The organism is Streptomyces sp. NPDC057438, assembly GCF_042802995.1.
Taxonomy (GTDB): domain Bacteria; phylum Actinomycetota; class Actinomycetes; order Streptomycetales; family Streptomycetaceae; genus Streptomyces.
In genome coordinates this window covers 1-18,694 of the sequence record NZ_JBHVDD010000082.1, presented here as the reverse complement: position 1 = coordinate 18,694, position 18,694 = coordinate 1, and the positions used below count along the sequence as shown (strand labels likewise).

At 72.3% G+C, this 18,694-nt stretch carries 17 protein-coding genes; 7 read left to right on the top strand and 10 right to left on the bottom strand.

Going from position 1 to position 18,694, the window contains the following annotated elements:
* Positions 1-11 precede the first annotated feature (11 nt).
* Positions 12-713 (bottom strand): hypothetical protein, encoded by a 702-nt coding sequence (locus ACFU5F_RS33030; RefSeq protein WP_383895348.1) that lies wholly within the window; start codon positions 711-713, stop codon positions 12-14.
* Positions 714-1,052: 339 nt separating this feature from the next.
* Between ACFU5F_RS33030 and ACFU5F_RS33025 the strand changes: the two genes are divergently transcribed.
* Positions 1,053-2,000: a hypothetical protein gene (locus tag ACFU5F_RS33025; RefSeq protein ID WP_383895345.1), complete on the top strand. Its 948-nt coding sequence runs from the start codon at positions 1,053-1,055 to the stop codon at positions 1,998-2,000.
* Positions 2,001-2,360: 360 nt separating this feature from the next.
* Here the strand turns inward: ACFU5F_RS33025 and ACFU5F_RS33020 are convergent, their stop codons facing one another.
* Positions 2,361-3,797 (bottom strand): APC family permease, encoded by a 1,437-nt coding sequence (locus ACFU5F_RS33020; RefSeq protein ID WP_383895415.1) that lies wholly within the window; start codon positions 3,795-3,797, stop codon positions 2,361-2,363.
* A gap of 362 nt (positions 3,798-4,159) precedes the next feature.
* Here ACFU5F_RS33020 and ACFU5F_RS33015 point away from each other — a divergent pair, with 362 nt between their 5' ends.
* A complete protein-coding gene (locus tag ACFU5F_RS33015) occupies positions 4,160-6,724 on the top strand; it encodes a SpoIIE family protein phosphatase (protein WP_383895342.1) in 2,565 nt (854 codons plus the stop codon).
* 26 nt (positions 6,725-6,750) lie between these two features.
* Here ACFU5F_RS33015 and ACFU5F_RS33010 read toward each other — a convergent pair whose 3' ends face one another.
* Entirely contained in the window at positions 6,751-7,134 is a 384-nt protein-coding gene (locus ACFU5F_RS33010; RefSeq protein WP_383895339.1) for a DUF2637 domain-containing protein, read from the bottom strand.
* 589 nt (positions 7,135-7,723) lie between these two features.
* On the opposite strand from ACFU5F_RS33010, the gene ACFU5F_RS33005 reads away from it, so the two are divergent.
* From ACFU5F_RS33005 to ACFU5F_RS32985, 5 genes are all read left to right on the top strand, one after another.
* Positions 7,724-8,974, top strand: a complete 1,251-nt coding sequence (locus ACFU5F_RS33005) for a serine hydrolase domain-containing protein (protein ID WP_383895337.1) — start codon at positions 7,724-7,726, stop codon at positions 8,972-8,974.
* A gap of 54 nt (positions 8,975-9,028) precedes the next feature.
* Positions 9,029-10,243: a YhjD/YihY/BrkB family envelope integrity protein gene (locus tag ACFU5F_RS33000; RefSeq protein ID WP_383895334.1), complete on the top strand. Its 1,215-nt coding sequence runs from the start codon at positions 9,029-9,031 to the stop codon at positions 10,241-10,243.
* 10 nt (positions 10,244-10,253) lie between these two features.
* A complete protein-coding gene (locus tag ACFU5F_RS32995) occupies positions 10,254-10,520 on the top strand; it encodes a DUF4235 domain-containing protein (RefSeq protein WP_383895331.1) in 267 nt (88 codons plus the stop codon).
* 200 nt (positions 10,521-10,720) lie between these two features.
* On the top strand, positions 10,721-11,785 hold the full coding sequence (locus ACFU5F_RS32990) for a nitrous oxide reductase family maturation protein NosD (RefSeq protein WP_383895328.1): 1,065 nt from the start codon (positions 10,721-10,723) through the stop codon (positions 11,783-11,785).
* Between the two features lie 43 nt (positions 11,786-11,828).
* Positions 11,829-12,920 carry a methyltransferase gene (locus tag ACFU5F_RS32985; protein WP_383895325.1) on the top strand — a complete coding sequence of 364 codons (1,092 nt, stop codon included), beginning with the start codon at positions 11,829-11,831 and terminating at the stop codon, positions 12,918-12,920.
* A gap of 55 nt (positions 12,921-12,975) precedes the next feature.
* On the opposite strand, the gene ACFU5F_RS32980 is transcribed toward ACFU5F_RS32985, so the two are convergent.
* From ACFU5F_RS32980 to ACFU5F_RS32950, 7 genes are all read right to left on the bottom strand, one after another.
* Complete coding sequence (locus tag ACFU5F_RS32980; protein ID WP_383895322.1) at positions 12,976-13,308, bottom strand: TcmI family type II polyketide cyclase; 333 nt, start codon at positions 13,306-13,308, stop codon at positions 12,976-12,978.
* Positions 13,309-13,370: 62 nt separating this feature from the next.
* Positions 13,371-13,850 carry an SRPBCC family protein gene (locus ACFU5F_RS32975; protein ID WP_383895320.1) on the bottom strand — a complete coding sequence of 160 codons (480 nt, stop codon included), beginning with the start codon at positions 13,848-13,850 and terminating at the stop codon, positions 13,371-13,373.
* Between the two features lies 1 nt (position 13,851).
* Positions 13,852-14,109 carry a phosphopantetheine-binding protein gene (locus tag ACFU5F_RS32970; protein ID WP_383895317.1) on the bottom strand — a complete coding sequence of 86 codons (258 nt, stop codon included), beginning with the start codon at positions 14,107-14,109 and terminating at the stop codon, positions 13,852-13,854.
* Between the two features lie 45 nt (positions 14,110-14,154).
* On the bottom strand, positions 14,155-15,405 hold the full coding sequence (locus tag ACFU5F_RS32965) for a beta-ketoacyl synthase N-terminal-like domain-containing protein (RefSeq protein ID WP_383895314.1): 1,251 nt from the start codon (positions 15,403-15,405) through the stop codon (positions 14,155-14,157).
* Positions 15,402-16,670 carry a beta-ketoacyl-[acyl-carrier-protein] synthase family protein gene (locus ACFU5F_RS32960; protein WP_383895312.1) on the bottom strand — a complete coding sequence of 423 codons (1,269 nt, stop codon included), beginning with the start codon at positions 16,668-16,670 and terminating at the stop codon, positions 15,402-15,404. The genes ACFU5F_RS32965 and ACFU5F_RS32960 overlap by 4 nt, the downstream gene beginning before the upstream one ends.
* Positions 16,667-17,119: a cupin domain-containing protein gene (locus ACFU5F_RS32955; protein WP_383895309.1), complete on the bottom strand. Its 453-nt coding sequence runs from the start codon at positions 17,117-17,119 to the stop codon at positions 16,667-16,669. The genes ACFU5F_RS32960 and ACFU5F_RS32955 overlap by 4 nt, the downstream gene beginning before the upstream one ends.
* A gap of 87 nt (positions 17,120-17,206) precedes the next feature.
* Positions 17,207-18,361: a SchA/CurD-like domain-containing protein gene (locus ACFU5F_RS32950; protein WP_383895306.1), complete on the bottom strand. Its 1,155-nt coding sequence runs from the start codon at positions 18,359-18,361 to the stop codon at positions 17,207-17,209.
* Positions 18,362-18,694 lie beyond the last annotated feature (333 nt).

The following is an 18,694-nucleotide window of genomic DNA, read 5'->3' as shown; positions in this document are numbered from 1 at the left end:
CCCGCCGGACATCAGCCGGCGGCCGGTGGCGGCGGCGGTGGCTGGTGGGGTTGCGGGTGCGACGGCGGGGCCGGCGGCGGTGCCGACGGGTACGGCTGGGCCGCGGGCGCGCCGGGTGCGTCCGGCGCGGCGGGGAGGGCCTGCCAGTGCTGCGGGGGCGGTGGGGTCTGCGCGGCCTGCTGGGCCGGGTACGGGGTGTGGGCGGGGCCCGGGAGGGCGGCGGCCGGGCCGCGCAGCGCGAGGACGCTGGTCACGGTGGCGCCGAGGGCGAGCAGCAGGGCGACGGTCAGCAGATGGAAACCGGCGCCGAAGGTCGTGGTCCGGCCGTCCCCGTCCCACTGCGTGTCGTTGAAGGCGTCCGTGAGCACGGTGAGTGTCGTGCCGAACAGCAGCACCCCGCCGGCGATGCCGAGCGCGGGCGCCGGCGGGAACCGGCGGCCGCGGCCGGTCAGGAGGAGCACGCCGGCGACGACGGCCAGCAGGCCGCCGAGAAGCAGGGGGACGCCGGAGAACTGGGTGACCGAGGCCGGCGCGTCGGTCACACCCGAGTTGGAGTAGGACCAGGCCTTCGCGACGCTCTCGTAGACCGGTTGCCCCTTCTTCTCGTCGCCGAGGTACTGGACCGACTTGTCCAGCGTGGCGAACGAGCCGCCGACGGCGAGGAGGGCGCCGAGTATCAGCAGCGCGCCGGCCGCGCGGTCGGTCGTCCCCACCGGGCCTCCCGGCGGGGCGGCCGGTCTGCCGGGACCGGCGGGCGGGGTGGCCGCGTAGGGATAGGGGGCCCCTTGCTGGGGGGGCGGGGGCGGCCAACCGGGCGCGGGCGGGGTCGGCTGGGGCTGTGGGGCGGGCGGGCCCGTGTACGGGCCGGACCGGGTCGGTTCCGTCATCATCCGATGATAGGGAGCGGAGATCGTGTGCATAAGGTGAAGTGCCCCCGAAAATAAGGGAGTTGGGGATAAGGTCTTCCCCCTCGTTCTCCGGTCGCGATATCGGATCTGCATACGTCCATCTCAAAGCATCACTGTGCGACCAAAATTAGTTACTCTCCGGGCATGGCTCTCCTCGGTCGCCGGCGAAGCACGACCAGACTCGCACCCGAACTCGACGACTCCGATCTCGGGAAGGTACGCAAGCGTCTCGTGGAGAGGGGGAGTTCGGGCGGCCGCAGCCTCGCGGTGGCCATGATCGAGCAGTTGCTGCGCGACAGCGGGCGGGACTGGGACCGCCGGGCCCACCGGCTGAGCGTCCTCGCGGAGTCGGCGTCACCGCCGCTGCAGCGCTCGTGGGCAGAGGAACAGGTGCAGGACCCGGACGCGCAACTGCTGTTCGCCTGGGGGATCCTGCTGCGCGCGCGGTACGAGGAGCAGCCGGTGCCCGGGGAGACCCGGGAGGCGCTCGACGCCTGTGAACGCGCTGTCGCGCTGCGGCCGGAGGACCCGACCCCGTGGGTCGTGCGGCTCGGGCTGCTGCGGCTGTGGCGGCGGCCGGCCGCGGAGGTCTTCCCGCTCTGGGACGAGATCGTCCGGCGCGATCCCTGGAACCGCGAGGCCCACTTCCAGATGCTGGGCTACCTGTCGCCGTGGGAGTGCGGTTCGCACGCGCAGACCGTCGACTTCCTGGACCGGGTGCGGGCGGGCGCGGCGCCCACGGCGCCGACGGCGGGCCTGGAGATAGCGGCCCTCATCGACCTCTACCAGGGCACCCTCGACCAGGGCGGCCTCGAAGCGCTCACCGCCGTGCATCTGTGGAGCCGGCCCAACGCGGTGGCGGCCCTGGACCGGGCGCTGGCCGACTGGCCACGCCCCGGTTACCTGACCCACGCGGCAGCCGTCGCCGATCTCAACCTGCTGGCGTACGCGCTGGTGCAGGCGAAGCGGGCGGGGGAGGCGGGGGAGGTGTTCCGCGCGATCGGGGGGCTGGCGACGGCGTACCCGTGGGGCCTGGAGAGCGGCGAGCCGCTGGCGACGTTCGCCGCCGGGCAGCAACGGGCGACGGGCTGACACGGCGCGCGTGTCCGAGGGCGGGGGTCTTGGCTCGGTGCGCTGTCGGCTGCGGGTGGTTGGGGGCTGGTCGCGCAGTTCCCCGCGCCCCTGAAAAGCAGGGGCTGCGCCTCCTGCCTTTTCAGGCCCCGCACCCTTGGAAAGCAGGGGCTGCGCCCACTGCCTTTCAGGCCCGTCGCCGGTCGCCTGGGCCGTGGGGTCCTGGGCTTGCAGACCCGCAGGGCCTGGGCTTTTCAGGGGCGCGGGGAACTGCGCGAGAAGACCCACCGGGCCCGCACCCGACCACGCACCCACACCCAACCACCCACGCACCCACGCGCCCCCGGCCAACCCGCCGGGGGCGCACCGCTACCTGCCTACCTACCTCCTGCTCGGCGATCCGGCGAGCAACGGCATCGCCATGCCCGCCAGCAACGCACCCGGCACGGCCAGGCCGAGCCAGACGGCCGTGGTGGTGTCGCCGCCGATGAGGGTGGGGAAGTTGGACACGATCAGCCAGATCGCACCGGCGATGCCGCCGGCGCCCAGCGCCGGGGCGATCAGGGTGTTCCACAACCGGGTGTCACCGGACTGCTCGTGGCGGAAGTACACGATGACCGACACGGAGGTCAGCAAGTACAACAGCATGATCGCCAGCACGGCGAGACCGCTGAGCCAGGAGAAGAGGGTGAGCACGGGGTCCTTGCCCGCGAGTGCGAAGGGGAAGACCAGCAGCGCGGCGACCCCGGTCTGCGCGACACCCGCGAGCCACGGTGACTGGCGGCCGTTGAGCGTGCTCAGCGCGCGCGGGAGCAGGCCCTCCCGGCCGAGCGAGAACAGGTACCGGTTGGCGGAGTTGTGGAAGGCCAGGATGCTGGCGAACAGCGAGGTGGCCAGCAGGATCGGCAGCGCGTCCCCCGCCCACGCGCCCAGCTCCGCGGCGACCGGCGCGGCGACGAAGGCCGCCCCGTCACCGCCCTCCAGGGCCTTGCCCGCGGCGGCCGCGCTGGAGGACGGGCCGTGCGCCGAGATCAGCATCCAGGACGTGAACGCGAAGAACGCCGTGACGAGGACGACCGCGAGATAGGTGGCCCGGGGGACCGTCTTGTGCGGCTCGCGCGCCTCCTCGCCGTAGATCGCCGTCGCCTCGAAGCCGAACATCGACGCCACCGCGAACATCAGCGCCACGCCGGGCGCGCCCTCCAGCGCCGCCGACAGGGAGAAGGAGGAGCCCGGAGCCAGTCCCTCGGGGCCGCCGCCCTTGAGGAGCATCACCACGCCGAAGACCAGCAGCAGGCTGATCTCGGCCAGCACGAACACGGCGAGGACCTTGGCGCCCACGTCGACGCCGGTCGCGCCGAGTCCCTGCACGATCACCATCGTGCCGAGCGCGAACAGCCACCACGGCACGTCCGTGTCCAGGTACTGCAGGGACAGCCCGTTCATCACCGCGCCGAACAGGCCGTACACCGCCGCCTGGATGGCGTGGTAGGCGAGCAGCGCCACGCCCGCGCTGCCCGCGGCGGCCGTACCGCCGAGGCCCTTGCCGACGTAGGAGTAGAAGGCGCCCGCGTCCACCACATGGCGGCCCATCGCGACGTACCCGACGGAGAAGAGCAGGACGACCACGCCGGCCACGACGTACATCGCGGGGACGCCCGGGCCGTTGCCGATGGCTATCGCCACCGGTGCCGCTCCGGCCACACCGGTCAGCGGCGCCTGCGCGGAGAGCACGAAGAAGAGGATGCCCAGGACGCCGAGCGCGTTCTGTTTGAGGGAGCCGGTGGCCGCGTAACCGTCGCCGGCCGCGTGCCGCATTCTGGACGCACTTGTAGACATGTTTTACCTGTCGGGCGAAAGAGAAGGATGTGGTTTCGGCTCAAACGAGCTGCCCCATGTTTGCCCCAACAGGCCTGCCTGGCAAGGGAGTGACACGTGTAGGGCCACAGATTGTTCGGGTGTCCGCGACGTTCCGTGTGCGCCCGCCCTCCTTCGCCCGGCGGCCCGGCGGCCCGCCGCTCCCCGCCCCCGCGGTGAGGTGCCGGAGTGGGTGCCACTGGTGTGCCGATGCCCGGTTGGTGGTCGCGAAATAGAGTGAAAAGGTTGAAATAGGACATACCAAAGGTAGTGGTGCGAGCCTCGGCGCGGGGTGGTCTCGGGCGAGAGTGAGATGAGCGGTCATGGAGCGGCATGTCGTCGGCGGACCGGGAGCGGATCCGGGCCCGGACAGGCTCGGAGAGGCGCCCACCGCGCGGGCCACCGTCGACGAACACGGCACGGTGACCGGCTGGAGCGCAGGCGCCGAACGGCTGCTCGGCTACACGCCGACGCAGATCCTGAACCGTCCGGCCGCCACCCTGCTCGCCGAGGAGCCCACGCCGGGCGCCCTGCCGTCCTTCTCCGAACTGTCGAGGTGGCACGGCGCGCTCGTCCTGCGGCACCGGGACGGGCGGCGCGTGGAGGTCAGGGTCCTGGCGCACCACCGCACGTCGTACTGCGGGACCCACGACTGGTCCCTCGTCTCCGCCCTCACGGGCACCCGGCCCCGCCCCGGTGACGACGTGCTCGCGCTCCACGGGTTCCTCGACTCCCCCTGCTGCTCGACCTCGGTGCACGACACGGAACTGCGCTTCCGCCGGTCCAACCGGGCCTCGGGCGGTGCCCTGGGGCTCGACGACGACGACCTGCGCGGGCTGCGGATGACGGAGGCGGTGGACGACACGTCCGTCGGCGAGGTCGAGCGGCTGATGCGGCGGGCCCTGGAGACCGGCGAGCCGCAGTACGTGGAGAACCACGCGCGCGCCCCCGGCGAGGCCCGCGAGCACGCCTGGTCGGTCCACTGCTACCGGCTGGAGGACGACGACGGCCGCGTCCTCGGCGTGGCCACCACCGGGCACGACACGACGGAGCAGTACTGGGCCCGCACCCGCCTGCAGCTGATCGCGGAGGCCGGCCGGCGCATCGGCAGCACCCTGGACGTGACGCGGACGGCGCAGGAGCTGGCGGACGTCGCGGTCCCGGACCTCGCCGACTTCGTCAGCGTCGACCTGCTGGCGTCCCTCGACGACACGCACGAACCGCCCGCGCGGGTGCCGGGGGAGGGCCGTGCCCTCGGGCTGCGGCGCGTCGCCCACAGGTCCGTGCTGCCCGGGAGCCCGGAGGCGGTCGTCGTGCCGGGCGAGGTGGACGAGTACCCGGACGGCTCGCCGCCGGTGGAGAGCCTGCGCTCGGGACAGGCGGTGCTGTACCGGGTGACCGAGCCCGCGATCGCCGACTGGGTGGCGCGGGACCCGCTGCGGGCCGCCCGCATCCGTGACTTCGGGTTCCACTCGGCGATGACCGTGCCGCTGTCGGCCCGCGGGACCACCCTGGGCGTCGTCGTCTTCGCCCGCCACCGGCACCCCGACTCCTTCCAGGACGACGACCTCGTCCTGGCCGAGGAGCTGGCGGCCCGCGCGGGGGTCAGCATCGACAACGCGCTGCGCTACACGCGCGAGCGCGGCACGGCCGTCACGCTGCAGCGCAGCCTGCTGCCGCAGAGCCTGCCCGAACAGGACGCGGTCGAGGTCGCCTCCCGCTACCTCCCGGCCGGCGCCCGCGCCGGGGTCGGCGGCGACTGGTTCGACGTCATCCCGCTCTCCGGGGCCAGGGTGGCGCTGGTCGTCGGCGACGTCGTGGGCCACGGCATCCACGCCTCCGCGACCATGGGCCGGCTGCGGACCGCCGTACGCACCCTCGCCGACATCGACCTGCCCCCCGACGAACTGCTCACCCACCTCGATGACCTCGTGGCCCGACTGGCCACCGAGGCGGAGGCCGGCGCGGAGCGGGCGGCCGGGGGAGGGGCGGCGGCGGGGGACGCGACCGCGGGCGTCGTCGGGGCGACCTGCCTGTACGCCGTATACGACCCCGTCTCGCGCCGGTGCACGCTCGCCCGGGCGGGGCATCCGCTGCCGGTCGTGGTGCGCCCGGACGGCGCCGCCGACCTGCTCGACCTGCCGGCGGGGCCTCCGCTGGGCCTGGGCGGACTGCCCTTCGAGTCACGGGAGACCGAGCTGCCGGAAGGCGGTCTGCTCGCCCTCTACACCGACGGACTGATCGCGTCCCGCGGCACGAACGGCGGCGGGGACGAAAGCGGCGGGTACCGAGACGGCGTGCACGGAGACGGCGGGGACCGAGACGGCGGTGGCACCGGCCGCACCGGCACCGGCACCCGCGTCGACGTCGACGACGGCATCGCCCGGCTGCGGCAGGCGCTCGCGGCTCCCGACGCCTCGCTGGACGCGCTGTGCGACCGGGTCCTCGGCGCCGTGCTGCCGCGGCGGCCCACCGACGACGTGGCCCTGCTCCTCGCCCGGCCCCGCGCCCTCGACCCCGCCCGGGTCGCCACCTGGGAGGTGTCCCCGGACCCGTCCGCCGTCGCGGAGGCACGCAAGAACGCCCTGTGCCGGCTGGAGAGCTGGGGACTCAACGACGCGGCCTTCGTCACCGAGCTGGTCGTCAGCGAACTGGTCACCAACGCCATCCGGCACGCCGAACCGCCCGTGCGGCTGCGCCTGATCCACGACCGGAGTCTCATCTGCGAGGTCTCGGACGCCAGCAGCACGGCACCCCACATGCGCCGCGCCCGTACCTACGACGAAGGGGGCCGGGGCCTGCTCCTGGTCGCCCAGCTGACCCGGCGCTGGGGCACCCGCCCCACCCCCACGGGCAAGACGATCTGGACGGAACAGGCCCTCGGCTGACCCGCGTACGCCCCGGGTGGCTACGGCTACGGCATGCCCTGCTTGGGGCCGGGGCCGTTCAGGGCGTCGGCGGCGTGCCGGGGGCCCTGTCCGGGGGAGAACTGGCCGACGAGTTCACGGAAGCAGACGAGGGCGGTGATCGGCGGGATGCCGACGATCACCATGGCCAGCACGGAACTCGTCGACTGGCCGATGCACAGGGCCACCGCCGTGCCGGAGCAGATCAGCATCACCGCCCAGGACTTCCGGGCGGTCCGCTGCTGGACGGAGGCCCGCAGGATGGACAGGCCGGCCAGGAGCCACGGGCCGTACACGGTCAAGGGCCACCAGCGCGCCAGATGCTCCGCCACGACCAGCAGCGCGATGCCGCGAAGCTGACCGTACGAATAAGAGACGGACCAATAAAGCATCGTCAGTGCGCAGATGGCGATTGTCGTAATTAAGAAAAAGACAGGGACGATCCTAGGGTTTTTCGAAAGGAAGTGGGTGCCCGGGCGAGGTCGCCGCCGGCTGACCGGGCGGCGCGGGCGGTCGCGCAGATCCGGCAGGGGAGGGGTGGGGATGTCCACAGCGTGCGGCATGTGTGGCATGTGCGGCACGTACGGCATGTGGATCAGGTCGTCGTTCGGGTCCCACACGCCCGACGCCGCCCTCGGACCGGGGAGCCAGATGGGCTGCGTCTCGAACGGCTGGGGCCCGTCGTAGTGATGATCCACCGCGTCGTAATCGGTTCTCATTTTGTATCCAGTCCATTCGGGATCCGCTTTTCCGACCGGTACGAGAGGAGTCGATACCTGATTTTTGGCATTCGGGAGAATAGCGATCGCCGGGGATTTTCGCGAGTTTCGAATCGTGATCGATGATTGTTGAAATGGTGCGGGAGCGCGTGGCTCCGAACGAGTGGACTCGTCCCGACGCGTCCTGGACGGAGCTCTCGGCCCAGGGCCCGGATGGTGACGTCGGCCCCTCCGTCCCCCGCTCCGGAAGAGGCCTCCCGACATGCGACGTACCCCCTCCCGCCGTCTGCTGGCCGCCGCAGCGCTGGTGGTGTCCGTACTGACCCCGATGGCGGTGACACCTGCCGCGACCGTCCACGCCGCCGTCGACCGCCACGACGACGTCCGTCGCCATGGCGAGGGCCGCGGTCACGGCCAGGGCGGCCGCCAGGAGGAGGACGAGTGCCGGCAGGGCGGTCTCGGGCGCGCGCTGACCGCCCGCCTGGACAGGGCCGTCGCGGAGGTCCGCCGCGAGGCCGGCATCCCCGGCGTCACCGTCGGACTGTGGGTGCCCGGCCAGGGGTGCTACGTCCGCGCGACCGGCGTCGCCGACACCGCCACCGGCCGGCCGATGGCCACCGACCTGTACATGCGGATCGGCAGCGAGACCAAGACCTTCACCGTCACCGCCCTGCTCGAACTCGTCGACGACCGCCTACTCCGGCTCGACACCCCCATCTCCCGCTATGTGCGCGGGGTGCCGAACGGTGACCGGATCACGCTGCGCCATCTCGCGGAGATGCGCAGCGGCCTGTTCCCGTACAGCGCCGACTCGGACTTCGTACGGGCCCTGTTGAGCGACCCGACCCGTTTCTTCACCCCGCGCGAGGTGCTCGCGTACGGCTTCCGGCACCGGAACACCTTCGAACCGGGCGCGCAGTTCCAGTACTCCAACACCAACCTCGTCCTGCTCGGTCTGGTGATCGAGAAGGTCGGTGGGCGGCCGCTGGCCGAGTTCATCCACGAGCGGGTGCTCCGCCCGGCCCGGCTGCGGCACACGCTGTTCCCCGAGGGCCGCGCGTTCCCCGAGCCGCACGCGCACGGCTACACGAACCAGACGCTGAGCGGTGAGGTCGAGGACGCCACGGACTGGAACCCCAGCTGGGCCTGGGCGGCCGGGGCGATGATCTCCGACCTGCAGGACCTGCGTCGCTGGGCCAGGATCGTCGCCACCGGGACCCTGCTCAGCCCGCAGACGCAGCGCGAGCGGCTCAGGATGCTGCCGACCGGCTACCCCGGCACCAGCTACGGCCTCGGCATCTTCGAGTCCGGCGGCTGGATCGGGCACAACGGCTCCATCCCCGGCTACCAGAGCGTCACCGTTTACCTGCCGTCTCGGAAGGCCACCCTGGTGCTGCTGCTCAACACCGACATCACCCACGACGGCCAGGAGCCGTCCTCGCTCCTCGCCCGCGCGATCACCGAGATCGTCACCCCGGACAACGTCTACGACCGCCCCGCACCCCCGCGCTGACCGATTTGCGGTATATGCACGCATAGGGCGGAACCGGTCGGATACCCGGCCGTCATGATGCGGACTCTGAAACGACACCACAAGCGGCCCGACACCGGCCGGGGCGCTGAACGGGACGTCGACCGTGGCGCTGAACGGGACGTCGACCGGGGCGGCGGCCGGGACGTCGACCGGGGCGCCGACCGGGACGTCGACCGTGGCGCTGAACGGGACGTCGACCGGGGCGCTGAACGGGACGTCGGCGCTGACCGGGACGTCGACCGGGGCGCCGAACGGGGCGCCGACCGGGACGTCGGGCCGGACGAGCGGGTGGAGCAGAGGGCGCCGGACAGTCCCACGGAGCTGTCCGGGCGCTCCTGGCGGTCGGTGCTGAAAGGCACCCTGAAGGAGTTCAAGCGGGACGAGCTGACCGACCGGGCGGCGGCCCTGACCTACTACGGCATCCTGGCCCTGTTCCCGGCGCTGCTGGCCCTCGTGTCCCTGTTGGGGATCGTCGGGGAGTCGGCGACGCGGCAGGTGCTGGACAACATCCAGAAACTGGCCCCCGGCGCGGCCCGGGACGTGCTGACCAACGCCGTCCAGCAGATGCAGAGCAACGCCGGGCTCGGCTCGATCATGGCCATCGTGGGCCTGGTGCTCGCGGTGTGGTCGGCCTCCGGGTATGTCGCGGCGTTCATCAGGAGCGCGAACGCGGTGTACGACGTCCCCGAGGGGCGTCCGGTGTGGAAGGTGCTGCCGGTCCGGGTCGGTGTGACGGTGGTGCTGATGGTCATGGCCGTGATCAGCGCCCTGATCGTGGTGTTCACCGGCGGTCTCGCGCGCCAGGTGGGCACGGCGCTCGGGGTTGGTGACACGGCACTCACCGTGTGGTCGATCGCGAAGTGGCCGGTGCTGGTCCTGCTGGTCACGATCATGATCGCGGTCCTCTACTGGGCCACCCCGAACGCCAAGAGCCGCGGCTTCCGCTGGATCACCCCGGGCAGTCTCCTCGCTCTGCTGATCTGGATGGCCGCCTCCGCCGGGTTCGCCTTCTACGTGGCGAACTTCGGGTCGTACAACAAGACGTACGGCGCCCTCGCGGGTGTGATCATCTTCCTGGTCTGGCTGTGGATCACGAACCTGGCGATCCTGCTGGGCCTGGAGTTCGACGCGGAGCTGGCCCGGCGGCGGGCCATCGAGGGCGGTCATCCCCCGCACGAGGAGCCGTACGTCCAGCCGCGCGACACCCGCAAGTGGGACGAGGAGGACCGGCGCCGCCTCGGATCCTGAGGAGCTGGTGATGAAGGTTTCCAAGGTCGTCTACAAGCCCGTCGGTCTCGTGCTGGGCGCCCTCAGCGGCGCCCTGGCCGGCGGGGTGTTCAAGCAGGTGTGGAAGAAGCTCGGCCACGAGGAGGACGCGCCCGACGCCACCGACGAGGGCCGTGCCTGGCGCGAGGTCGTCTCGGCGGCCGTCCTCCAGGGCGCGATCTTCGCCGCCGTCAAGGCCGTCGTGGACCGCGGCGGCGCCGTCGCCACGCGCCGCCTGACCGGTACCTGGCCGGGTTGACCCTGCGGGCCTGAAGCCCCCAGGCCCTGCGGGCCCGGAAAGCACGGGGCGCGGCCCCTGCCTTTCGCGGGCGCGGAGAACTGCGCGACCAGCCCCCACGCACCCGCACCCGCACCCGGCCTCGGGCGGCGGTGGGCGGGACACGCCGTCGGATGGGCGATCGGGGTGTTCGGGGCGAACCTGGTCATATCTTGCGGAATATGACGAAATGGCATATTGCCCTTGTGGCGAGCATCGCGGCGGTCATCGGGGTGGGGCTCGGGGCCGCCCCGTCGGCCGTCGCCGACCCTCACCGGACCCATGTGGTCTTCCCCGGGGAGTCGATCCAGGAGACCGTGGACGCCGCGGCGGCGGGCGACACCGTCCTCGTGGCCTCCGGCACGTATCGAGAGAGCGTCAGGATCACGACGGACGGGCTCACACTGCGCGGCATGGGCCGCGGCACCGTCGTCGTACCGGCCGCGACCAGGGCCGCGGAGGGCTGCGCGGACGGTAACGGCATCTGCGTGACCGGGACCAAGGAACGCAAGGTCGAGGACGTGACCGTCGCCACGCTCACCGTGGCCGGCTTCACCGGGTCCGGGGTGTTCGCCCAGGACACCGACCGGCTGACCGTACGGCACGTGACCGCCGAGAAGAACGGCGTGTGGGGCATCGCCCAGGAGCGTTCGGTGCGCGGGGTGTTCCGCAAGAACACCGCCCGGGACAACGGCGACGCCGGCCTGTTCCTCGCGAACACCGTCAAGGCCGAGCAGGGCGCCACGGACAGCGGCGGCGCCGTCGTCGCCCACAACCGCCTGGAGGGCAACCGGATCGGGCTCACCGTGCGGCGCCTGCGCAACCTCACCGTCGCGGACAACCACCTCACCGGCAACTGCGCGGGCGTCTTCGTCGTGGGCGACGAGAACATGCCGAGGGCCGGCGCGCTCACCGTGCGCGACAACCTCATCGAGCGGAACAACAAGTCCTGCCCGAAGACCGCGCGGCTCGACGCGCTGCAGGGCACCGGCATCGTGCTGACCGGCGCCGAGGACACCCTGGTGACCCGCAACCGGATCACGGAGAACGCCGGCGCCTCCCCGCTGTCCGGCGGCATCGTCGTCTGGAAGAGCTTCGTGGGCACCACCAGCGAGCGGAACCGGATCACCGACAACGTGCTGGAGGGCAACGCCCCGGCGGACATCGTCAACACCGACACCGCCGGCAAGGGCAACACCTTCACGGGCAACACCTGCCGGGCGTCCAGGCCGACGGGCCTGTGCTGACCCGCCCCGGTCGTCCCACGAACGCGAAGAAGGAGGGCGTCGCATGACGACCGCTCAGACCCGACAGACCACCACCACGCCGATCTCGGCGGCGAAGACCTCGCACCCGGCGCAGGACACCCCGGCGCCCCCGCCCCCCATGCGGTTCAGGGAGCTGGTGTTCGGCGCCGCCTGTGCCGCGGCCCTGCGCGCCGCCGCCCGGCTGGGTGTCGCCGACGCCCTCGGTGACACCCCGCTGTCCGCGGAGGACCTCGCCGCCGCGGTGAAGGCCGAACCGAAGCCGCTGCGGAGGCTGTTGCGGGCCCTGTCCTGCTACGGCGTCTTCACCGAACGGCCGGACGGGACGTTCGCGCACACCGACATGTCCCGGCTGCTGCGCGAGGACGACCCGCACAGCCTGCGCGCCATCGCCCTGTGGTGCACCGAGCCGTGGACCTGGGACGCCTGGCCGAAACTGGACGAGGCGGTGCGCTCCGGCCACAACGTCGTCGAGGAGCTGTACGGCAAGGAGTTCTTCGTCTACCTCAACGAGGACGCCCCCGAGTCGGCCGACGTCTTCAACCGCGCCATGACGACCTCCAGCGTGCAGTCCGCGCGGGACGTCGCCGAGTTCCTCGACCTGTCGGGGAGTTCGTCCGTCGCCGACATCGGCGGAGGCCAGGGGCATGTGGTGGCGAGCCTGCTGGAGAAGCACCCGGCGCTGCACGGGACCCTGCTCGACCTGCCGCGCGTGGTGGAGAACGCCGACCCCCGGCTGCGACCGGGCGGCGCGCTCGCGGACCGCACACGTGTCGTCCCCGGGGACTGCCGCGAGGCCGTCCCGGTCCGGGCCGACGTGTACGTCATCAAGAACATCCTGGAGTGGGACGACGACAGCACGGTCCGGCTGCTGCGCAACGTCATCGCTACCGGCGGCCCGGGCACCCGGGTCGTGGTCATCGAGAACCTCGTCGACGACTCGCCCTCGATGCGCTTCAGCACCGCCATGGACCTGCTGCTGCTCCTCAACGTCGGCGGGGCCAAGCACACCACCGAGAGCATGACCCGCCGGCTGACGGACGCGGGACTGGTGATCGACGACGTACGCCCGGTCAACGCCTATCTGCACGCGTTCGACTGCCACGTGCCCGGATGACCGTACGGGCCGCCGGGCACGCGTCTCGCACGTGCCCGGCGGACCGACGGCGGGTTCAGGAGCGGCCGTCCCGCTCCCACCGGTAGAAGCGGTTCGCCATCGCGTCCTTCGGCGAACGCCAGGTCGCCGGGTCGTACGCGGTGACGTACGACGACAGCCGTTCGCTGATGGCACGGAACTCGGGGTGTCCGGCCATCTCCGTGATGACGGGCGTGGGGTCCCGCTCGGACTCGACCAGGTGGATGTAGATGTCGTCGAACTGGAAGAGGCTGCGCCGGGAGACCCCGATGAGGTGCGGCAGCTCACCCCGGTCGGACTCCTCGAAGATCTTGGCGATGTCCGGGGCCGACCCCGGGGCCATCCGGGCGACGATCAGGGACTGGTGCATGGGGGTGTTCTCCGTCCGGCTCGGTCGGTCGGCGCGCGGGGCGCTCATGGTGCGCGGGGCGCTCAGTCGGTCAGGCCCGGCGCGGCGCCCTGTTCGGCGGCGGCCTTCTCGATGCGGTCCCGGATCAGGGCCATCTGGACCTTGGAGTTCCGGTTGATGTTGTCCGTCATCCAGTCGTCGTCGACGGGCGCGTCGGGCTTCATCGCGAAGTCCTGCGTCCACGTCATCCGGGTGCCGGTGGGGACCTTCTCGTACTCCCACAGGATGTTCATGTAGGCGAAGGGCCCGGTCTCGACGCGGCGGGCCTCCACGCTGAGGGTTTCCCGGTCCGCCTCGCGCTCCGAGACCCAGCTCCACACCTTGCCGTTCTCGTCCGGGTGCATGGTCAGCCGGAACGTCACCCGGTCCCCCTCCCGGGAGAGGATCTCGGCGGTGGCGTACTCGCTGAACAGCCGGGGCCAGTTCGCGACGTCGTTGGTCATGTCCCAGACCAGGTCGACCGGGGCGGCGATGGTGATCTCGTTCTGCGTGTGTCCGGCCATGTCAGGCACCCGCCATCAGCGCGGTGTTGACCTGGTCGAGGAACTGCCGGGGGCTCCGGGCCTTCTCCGCGTCCGGCGGCATCGGCGTGCCGTACCGGTTCTCCAGCTCGCCCACGATGCCCAGCAGACCGAGCGAGTCGATGCCGATGACGTCGAAGCCGGACTCCAGGCGCCGCTGGAGCTCCTCCGGGGTGACGGTGACCCCGGCGGCCTTCTTCATCAGTTCGGACAGTTCTTCCACGGTGATGCGGTCACTCATGCGGTTCTCCTTGATGGTGCGTCGGTGGTGCGTGGTGAGGGGTGGTCAGGAGGCGTCGCCGGGGCCGAGCCGCAGCACCAGCGCCGCGTTCGAGCCCATGAGGCCCCGGCTGAGGACCAGCGCCGTGCGCGGTTCGGCGGCGCGGGCGGTGCCGGTGACGAGGTCGAGGTCGTGGCAGACGTCGAAGACGTTCGGGGTGGGCGGGATCACGCGGTGCTCCATCGCGAGCACGGCCGCCGCGACGTCCAGGACGGCCGCCGCGCCGTTGCCCCGGCCGATCGCGGTCTTCGGCGCCGTGACGGGGACGCGGGTGCCGTGCGCGCCGAGGGCGTCCGCGATCGCCAGCGCCTCCGCACGGTCAGCCTCCGGTACGCCGAGGGCGTCGGCGAAGACCACGTCGATCTCCTCCGGTGCGCAGCCGGCCTCGTCCAGGGCGGCCCGGATCGCCTCGGCGAGCCCCGCACGCGACTCCTCCCAGCGGGAGGCGCCGGTGAAGGTGGCGGAGTGGCCCGCGACGAGGGCCCGCACGGGCGCGCCCCGCTCCCGGGCCGTGCCCTCGGCCTCCACGACGAGCATCGCGCCGCCCTCGGCGGGCACGAACCCGCAGGCCGCGGCGGTGAACGGACGGTAGGCGCGGTCCGGGTCGGCCACGGTGCTCAGCTCCGGGTAACCGAGCTGGCAGACCACCGAGTAGGGGGCGAGCGGCGCCTCGGTCGCGCCGGCCACCATCACGTCCGTGCCGCGCCGCACGGCCCGTGCCGCGTGCGCCACGGCGTCCAGTCCGCCGGCCTCGTCGGAGGCGATGACCCCGCAGGGGCCCTTGAAGCCGCGGCGGATGGAGATCTGGCCGGTGCTCGCCGCGTAGAACCAGGCGATGGACTGGTACGGGCCCACGAAGCGGCTGCCCTTGGACCACAGCTGCTGCAGTTCCCGCTGCCCGAACTCGCCGCCGCCGGAGCCGGCCGCGGTGACCACGCCCACCGAGAACGGCGCGGCGTCGGTCTCGGGCCGGTCCAGGCGAGCGTCGTCGAGCGCCTGGTCGGCGGCGGCCATCGCGAAGTGCGTGAAGCGGTCGGTCTGGACGAGGTAGCGCTCCTCGACCGCCGACGGCGGGTCGAAGTTGCGGACCTCGCCCGCCACCTTGAGCGGCAGGTGCTCGCAGCCCTCGCGGGTGACCCGGTCCAGGACGCTGATGCCTTCCCTGGTGGACTTCCAGAACGTCTCGGTGCTCGTTCCGTTGGGCGCGACCACGCCGATTCCGGTGACGGCCGCGCGCCGAGGACGCCGTTCGCTCATCGTGTCTTCTCCCTCGGCAGGCTCATGACCACCGCGGACTGGAACCCGCCGAACCCGCTGCCCACGGAGAGCACGTTGGTCAGCTTCCGCTCACGGGCGACGCGCGGCACGTAGTCCAGGTCGCACTCGGGGTCCGGGGTCTCGTAGTTCGCGGTGGGCGGGACGACCTGGTGGGCCAGGGCCAGCGCACAGGCGACGACCTCGATCGCGCCGATCGCGCCCAGCGAGTGACCCACCATGGACTTGATGGAACTCATGGGCGTGTCGTAGGCGTGCGCGCCGAGCGTCCGTTTGACGGCGGCCGTCTCGTGCCGGTCGTTCTGCTTGGTGCCCGAGCCGTGGGCGTTGACGTAGTCGACGGCCGTGCGGTCCAGGCGGGCGTGGTCGAGGGCGTCCTCGATGGCCCGCGCCATCTCCAGGCCCTCACTGGTCAGACCGGTCATGTGGTATGCGTTGCCGAAGGTGGCGTAGCCCCCGATCTCGCAGTAGATCCGCGCGCCCCTGGCCTTCGCGTGCTCCAGCTCCTCCAGGACGAGCACGGCGCCGCCCTCGCCCATGACGAACCCGTTGCGGTCGGCGTCGAAGGGGCGGGAGGCGTGGGCCGGGTCGTCGTTGTCGGGGGAGGTGGCCTTGATCGCGTCGAAGCAGGCCATGGTGATCGGGGAGATCGGCGAGTCCGAGGCGCCGGCTATGCAGATGTCGGCCCGGCCCTCCTCGATGGTGTGGAAGGCGTACCCGACGGCGTCGAGACCCGAGGTGCAGCCGGTGGAGACGGTCTGCACCGGCCCGCGTGCCTCGAAGCGTTCCGCGACCGTCGACGCCAGGGTGCTCGGCGCGAACGCCCGGTGCAGATGCGGTCCGGCCTCCCGGTGGTCCACGTCCCAGCGCTGCCCGCCATGGCTGACCAGCACGTAGTCGTGTTCCAGCCGGGTGGTGCCGCCGACCGCGGTGCCCAGGGACACGCCGACCCGCCAGGGGTTCTCCGCGGCGAGGTCGAGGCCGGAGTCCCGCACCGCCTCCTCGCCGGCCACCAGGGCGAACTGGATGTACCGGTCGCACCGGGCGATCTGCCCGGCGTCCAGTCCGTGGGCCGCCGGGTCGAAGTCGCACTCGGCGGCGATCCGCGAACGCAGCCCGGACGGGTCGAAGAAGGTGATGCCGCGTGTCGCCGTACGACCGTCGGCCAGCAGGTCCCAGAACGCCGGGACACCGATTCCGCCCGGAGCGACGATGCCTATGCCGGTGACCGCCACGCGCCTGGTCATGAGCGGACCTGAGGCCGCTCGGCCCGTCCGGCGTGGGCCGCCTCCACCGGGATCGGTACGCCGTTCGCGTCCTCGGTGTCGACGTGCCCGAGCGGCGGGCTCGGGGCCAGCGGACCGAGGTGGAAGACCATGCGGGCCTCCACGTTGCCGACGTTGCGGAAGCGGTGCCGCATGTGGGCGGGGATCAACAGCCCCTGCTCGGGCTGGAGCGGGTGGGGCTCGCCGTCGAGGTCCACCTCCAGCTGGCCGCAGATGACGTAGATGAACTCCTCGGAGTACGGGTGGTAGTGCTCGGCGATGCGGTCGCCGGGCGCCACGATGGCCACGCCCATGAAACCGCTGGTGGAGCCGACCGTGGAGGGGGTCAGCATGGCGCGCAGATCGCCGCCGCGCCGGGTGTTGGGCTCGACCTCGCTGACATCCACGATGCAGGGATGGCGATTGATCACGACGTTCCTCCGAACATGAGCTGCGTCGGGCGGGTGCGGGGGTCGGGGGCGTGCGCGGTGGACGGGCACGGCCCCCGGTGCCGGGGATCAGGCGTCGGGCGCCCGGCGGTCGGTGACGAGGTCCATACGGGCGACCGTGAGCAGGCGGGCGGGGGCTCCCTCCTGCGGCGAGCCGTCCGCGCCGAGGGCGCCGCCGTCCAGGAGCGCCGTCAGCTCGGCAGCGCGGGCGCGGTCGGCGAGACCGAGTACGGGGCCTGGGTCGCTGTCGATGCCGCCGCGCACGTCGACCAGCCGCACCACGATGTCGTCGCGCTGGAAGATCGTGCTGCGCAGCACCGGCCCCCGCGGGTCGTCCGCAGCCGCCTCGTCCTGCCGGGCGAGCAGCTCGGCCAGCCGCAGACCGCAGCCCTCGCGGGCCGGGTAGTACAGCGCGTGCCGTACGGCGTCCGGGCTCTCCTCGCCGGCCGTCACATGGTGGACGGCGGGCAGCGCCGCGCGGGTGAAGAAGACCCGGGCGGAGTCGGGGTCGTCCAGGTCCCGGTCCTGCTCCAGATAGGGGTTGATGGCCTCCTCGACGGCCCGCACCTCGGGCTGCCGGGCGACGTGCCGCAGCGCGGCGAGCAGGTCGCCCCGCACCTCGACGGCGCGGACCACCCGGTTGCCGTGCATGAACAGGGAGGTGCGGCACAGCCGGGTGGTGTCGTCGACCTTCGGGTCCGGCGCGGCGTAGTCGGCGAGGATCCGGGCGACCTTCTCCTCGCTGCCCGGCTTGACCGTGAAGGTGAGCGCGTGCCGGATCAGGCCGTCACCGATGCGGGGCGAGGTCTGCAGCCGGCGCTCGCCGGTCTCGGCCGCCACGGCCGGGCCGCCGGTCTCGCGGACGATGTGGAAGCGCAGGGAGCGGGTGTCCCGGACGCAGTTGTGCAGCGGCTTCACCATGTCCACGTGTTCCTCGCTGTTCACCCAGGTGAGGAACGGCGGGGCGGACTCCCACTCACTGGTGATCAGCCATTGGGAGGGGTTCTCGATGGACTGGCACAGCTGGTCGCTGACGTGCCCGGGGACCGACGCGACCTGGTTGCACAGCTGCTCGTACGCCTCCAGGAACTGCTGCTGGGCGCCGTCGTAGACGTCCACGAGGAGGACGACACGGAGCCGGGAGCCGTCGAAGACGGACTGGGAGACCCGCTGCGACACCTGTCGCTTCAGCGTCTCCGTAAGACGTTCGGACGTGGTGGTCATCCTGCGCACATCTCCTCGGTGGGGGGCGGGGACGGACGAACGTCGGCCGGATCGGCGTGACGTCGGCGTGCCTCGATCCTGGGCCCGCCCCTTCCGGCGCGCGACTCGTATGCACTGCGCGGGTGACCGGTGCGCCGCCCGGGTGACGGCCTCTCCGGGACCGCCGCACGGGGCGGCCCGGACACGGCGGCAACAGCGCCGGGGCCGGTGCGGGGCGGGCGGCGCGTCGGGCGGAGGCGGTGGCTGTTGCGCCGGGTGCGCGCGGCAGGTGACCGGCTGCGGCCGACGTGAGGACGGCCGGGGGGCTCGGCGGTCGGGCGCTCGGTGGTCGCC

Excerpts from the sequence above, each read along its gene's own strand:
- ACFU5F_RS32995 (WP_383895331.1), top strand. The coding sequence starts at position 10,254 with ATGAAGGTTTCCAAGGTCGTCTACAAGCCCGTCGGTCTCGTGCTGGGC.
- ACFU5F_RS32980 (WP_383895322.1), bottom strand. The coding sequence starts at position 13,308 with ATGCACCAGTCCCTGATCGTCGCCCGGATGGCCCCGGGGTCGGCCCCG.
- ACFU5F_RS33000 (WP_383895334.1), top strand. The coding sequence starts at position 9,029 with ATGATGCGGACTCTGAAACGACACCACAAGCGGCCCGACACCGGCCGG.
- ACFU5F_RS33010 (WP_383895339.1), bottom strand. The coding sequence starts at position 7,134 with ATGCTTTATTGGTCCGTCTCTTATTCGTACGGTCAGCTTCGCGGCATC.
- ACFU5F_RS33005 (WP_383895337.1), top strand. The coding sequence starts at position 7,724 with ATGCGACGTACCCCCTCCCGCCGTCTGCTGGCCGCCGCAGCGCTGGTG.
- ACFU5F_RS32960 (WP_383895312.1), bottom strand. The coding sequence starts at position 16,670 with ATGACCAGGCGCGTGGCGGTCACCGGCATAGGCATCGTCGCTCCGGGC.
- ACFU5F_RS32975 (WP_383895320.1), bottom strand. The coding sequence starts at position 13,850 with ATGGCCGGACACACGCAGAACGAGATCACCATCGCCGCCCCGGTCGAC.
- ACFU5F_RS32970 (WP_383895317.1), bottom strand. The coding sequence starts at position 14,109 with ATGAGTGACCGCATCACCGTGGAAGAACTGTCCGAACTGATGAAGAAG.
- ACFU5F_RS32965 (WP_383895314.1), bottom strand. The coding sequence starts at position 15,405 with ATGAGCGAACGGCGTCCTCGGCGCGCGGCCGTCACCGGAATCGGCGTG.
- ACFU5F_RS32990 (WP_383895328.1), top strand. The coding sequence starts at position 10,721 with ATGACGAAATGGCATATTGCCCTTGTGGCGAGCATCGCGGCGGTCATC.
- ACFU5F_RS32985 (WP_383895325.1), top strand. The coding sequence starts at position 11,829 with ATGACGACCGCTCAGACCCGACAGACCACCACCACGCCGATCTCGGCG.
- ACFU5F_RS33025 (WP_383895345.1), top strand. The coding sequence starts at position 1,053 with ATGGCTCTCCTCGGTCGCCGGCGAAGCACGACCAGACTCGCACCCGAA.
- ACFU5F_RS32950 (WP_383895306.1), bottom strand. The coding sequence starts at position 18,361 with ATGACCACCACGTCCGAACGTCTTACGGAGACGCTGAAGCGACAGGTG.
- ACFU5F_RS33020 (WP_383895415.1), bottom strand. The coding sequence starts at position 3,797 with ATGCGGCACGCGGCCGGCGACGGTTACGCGGCCACCGGCTCCCTCAAA.
- ACFU5F_RS33015 (WP_383895342.1), top strand. The coding sequence starts at position 4,160 with ATGGAGCGGCATGTCGTCGGCGGACCGGGAGCGGATCCGGGCCCGGAC.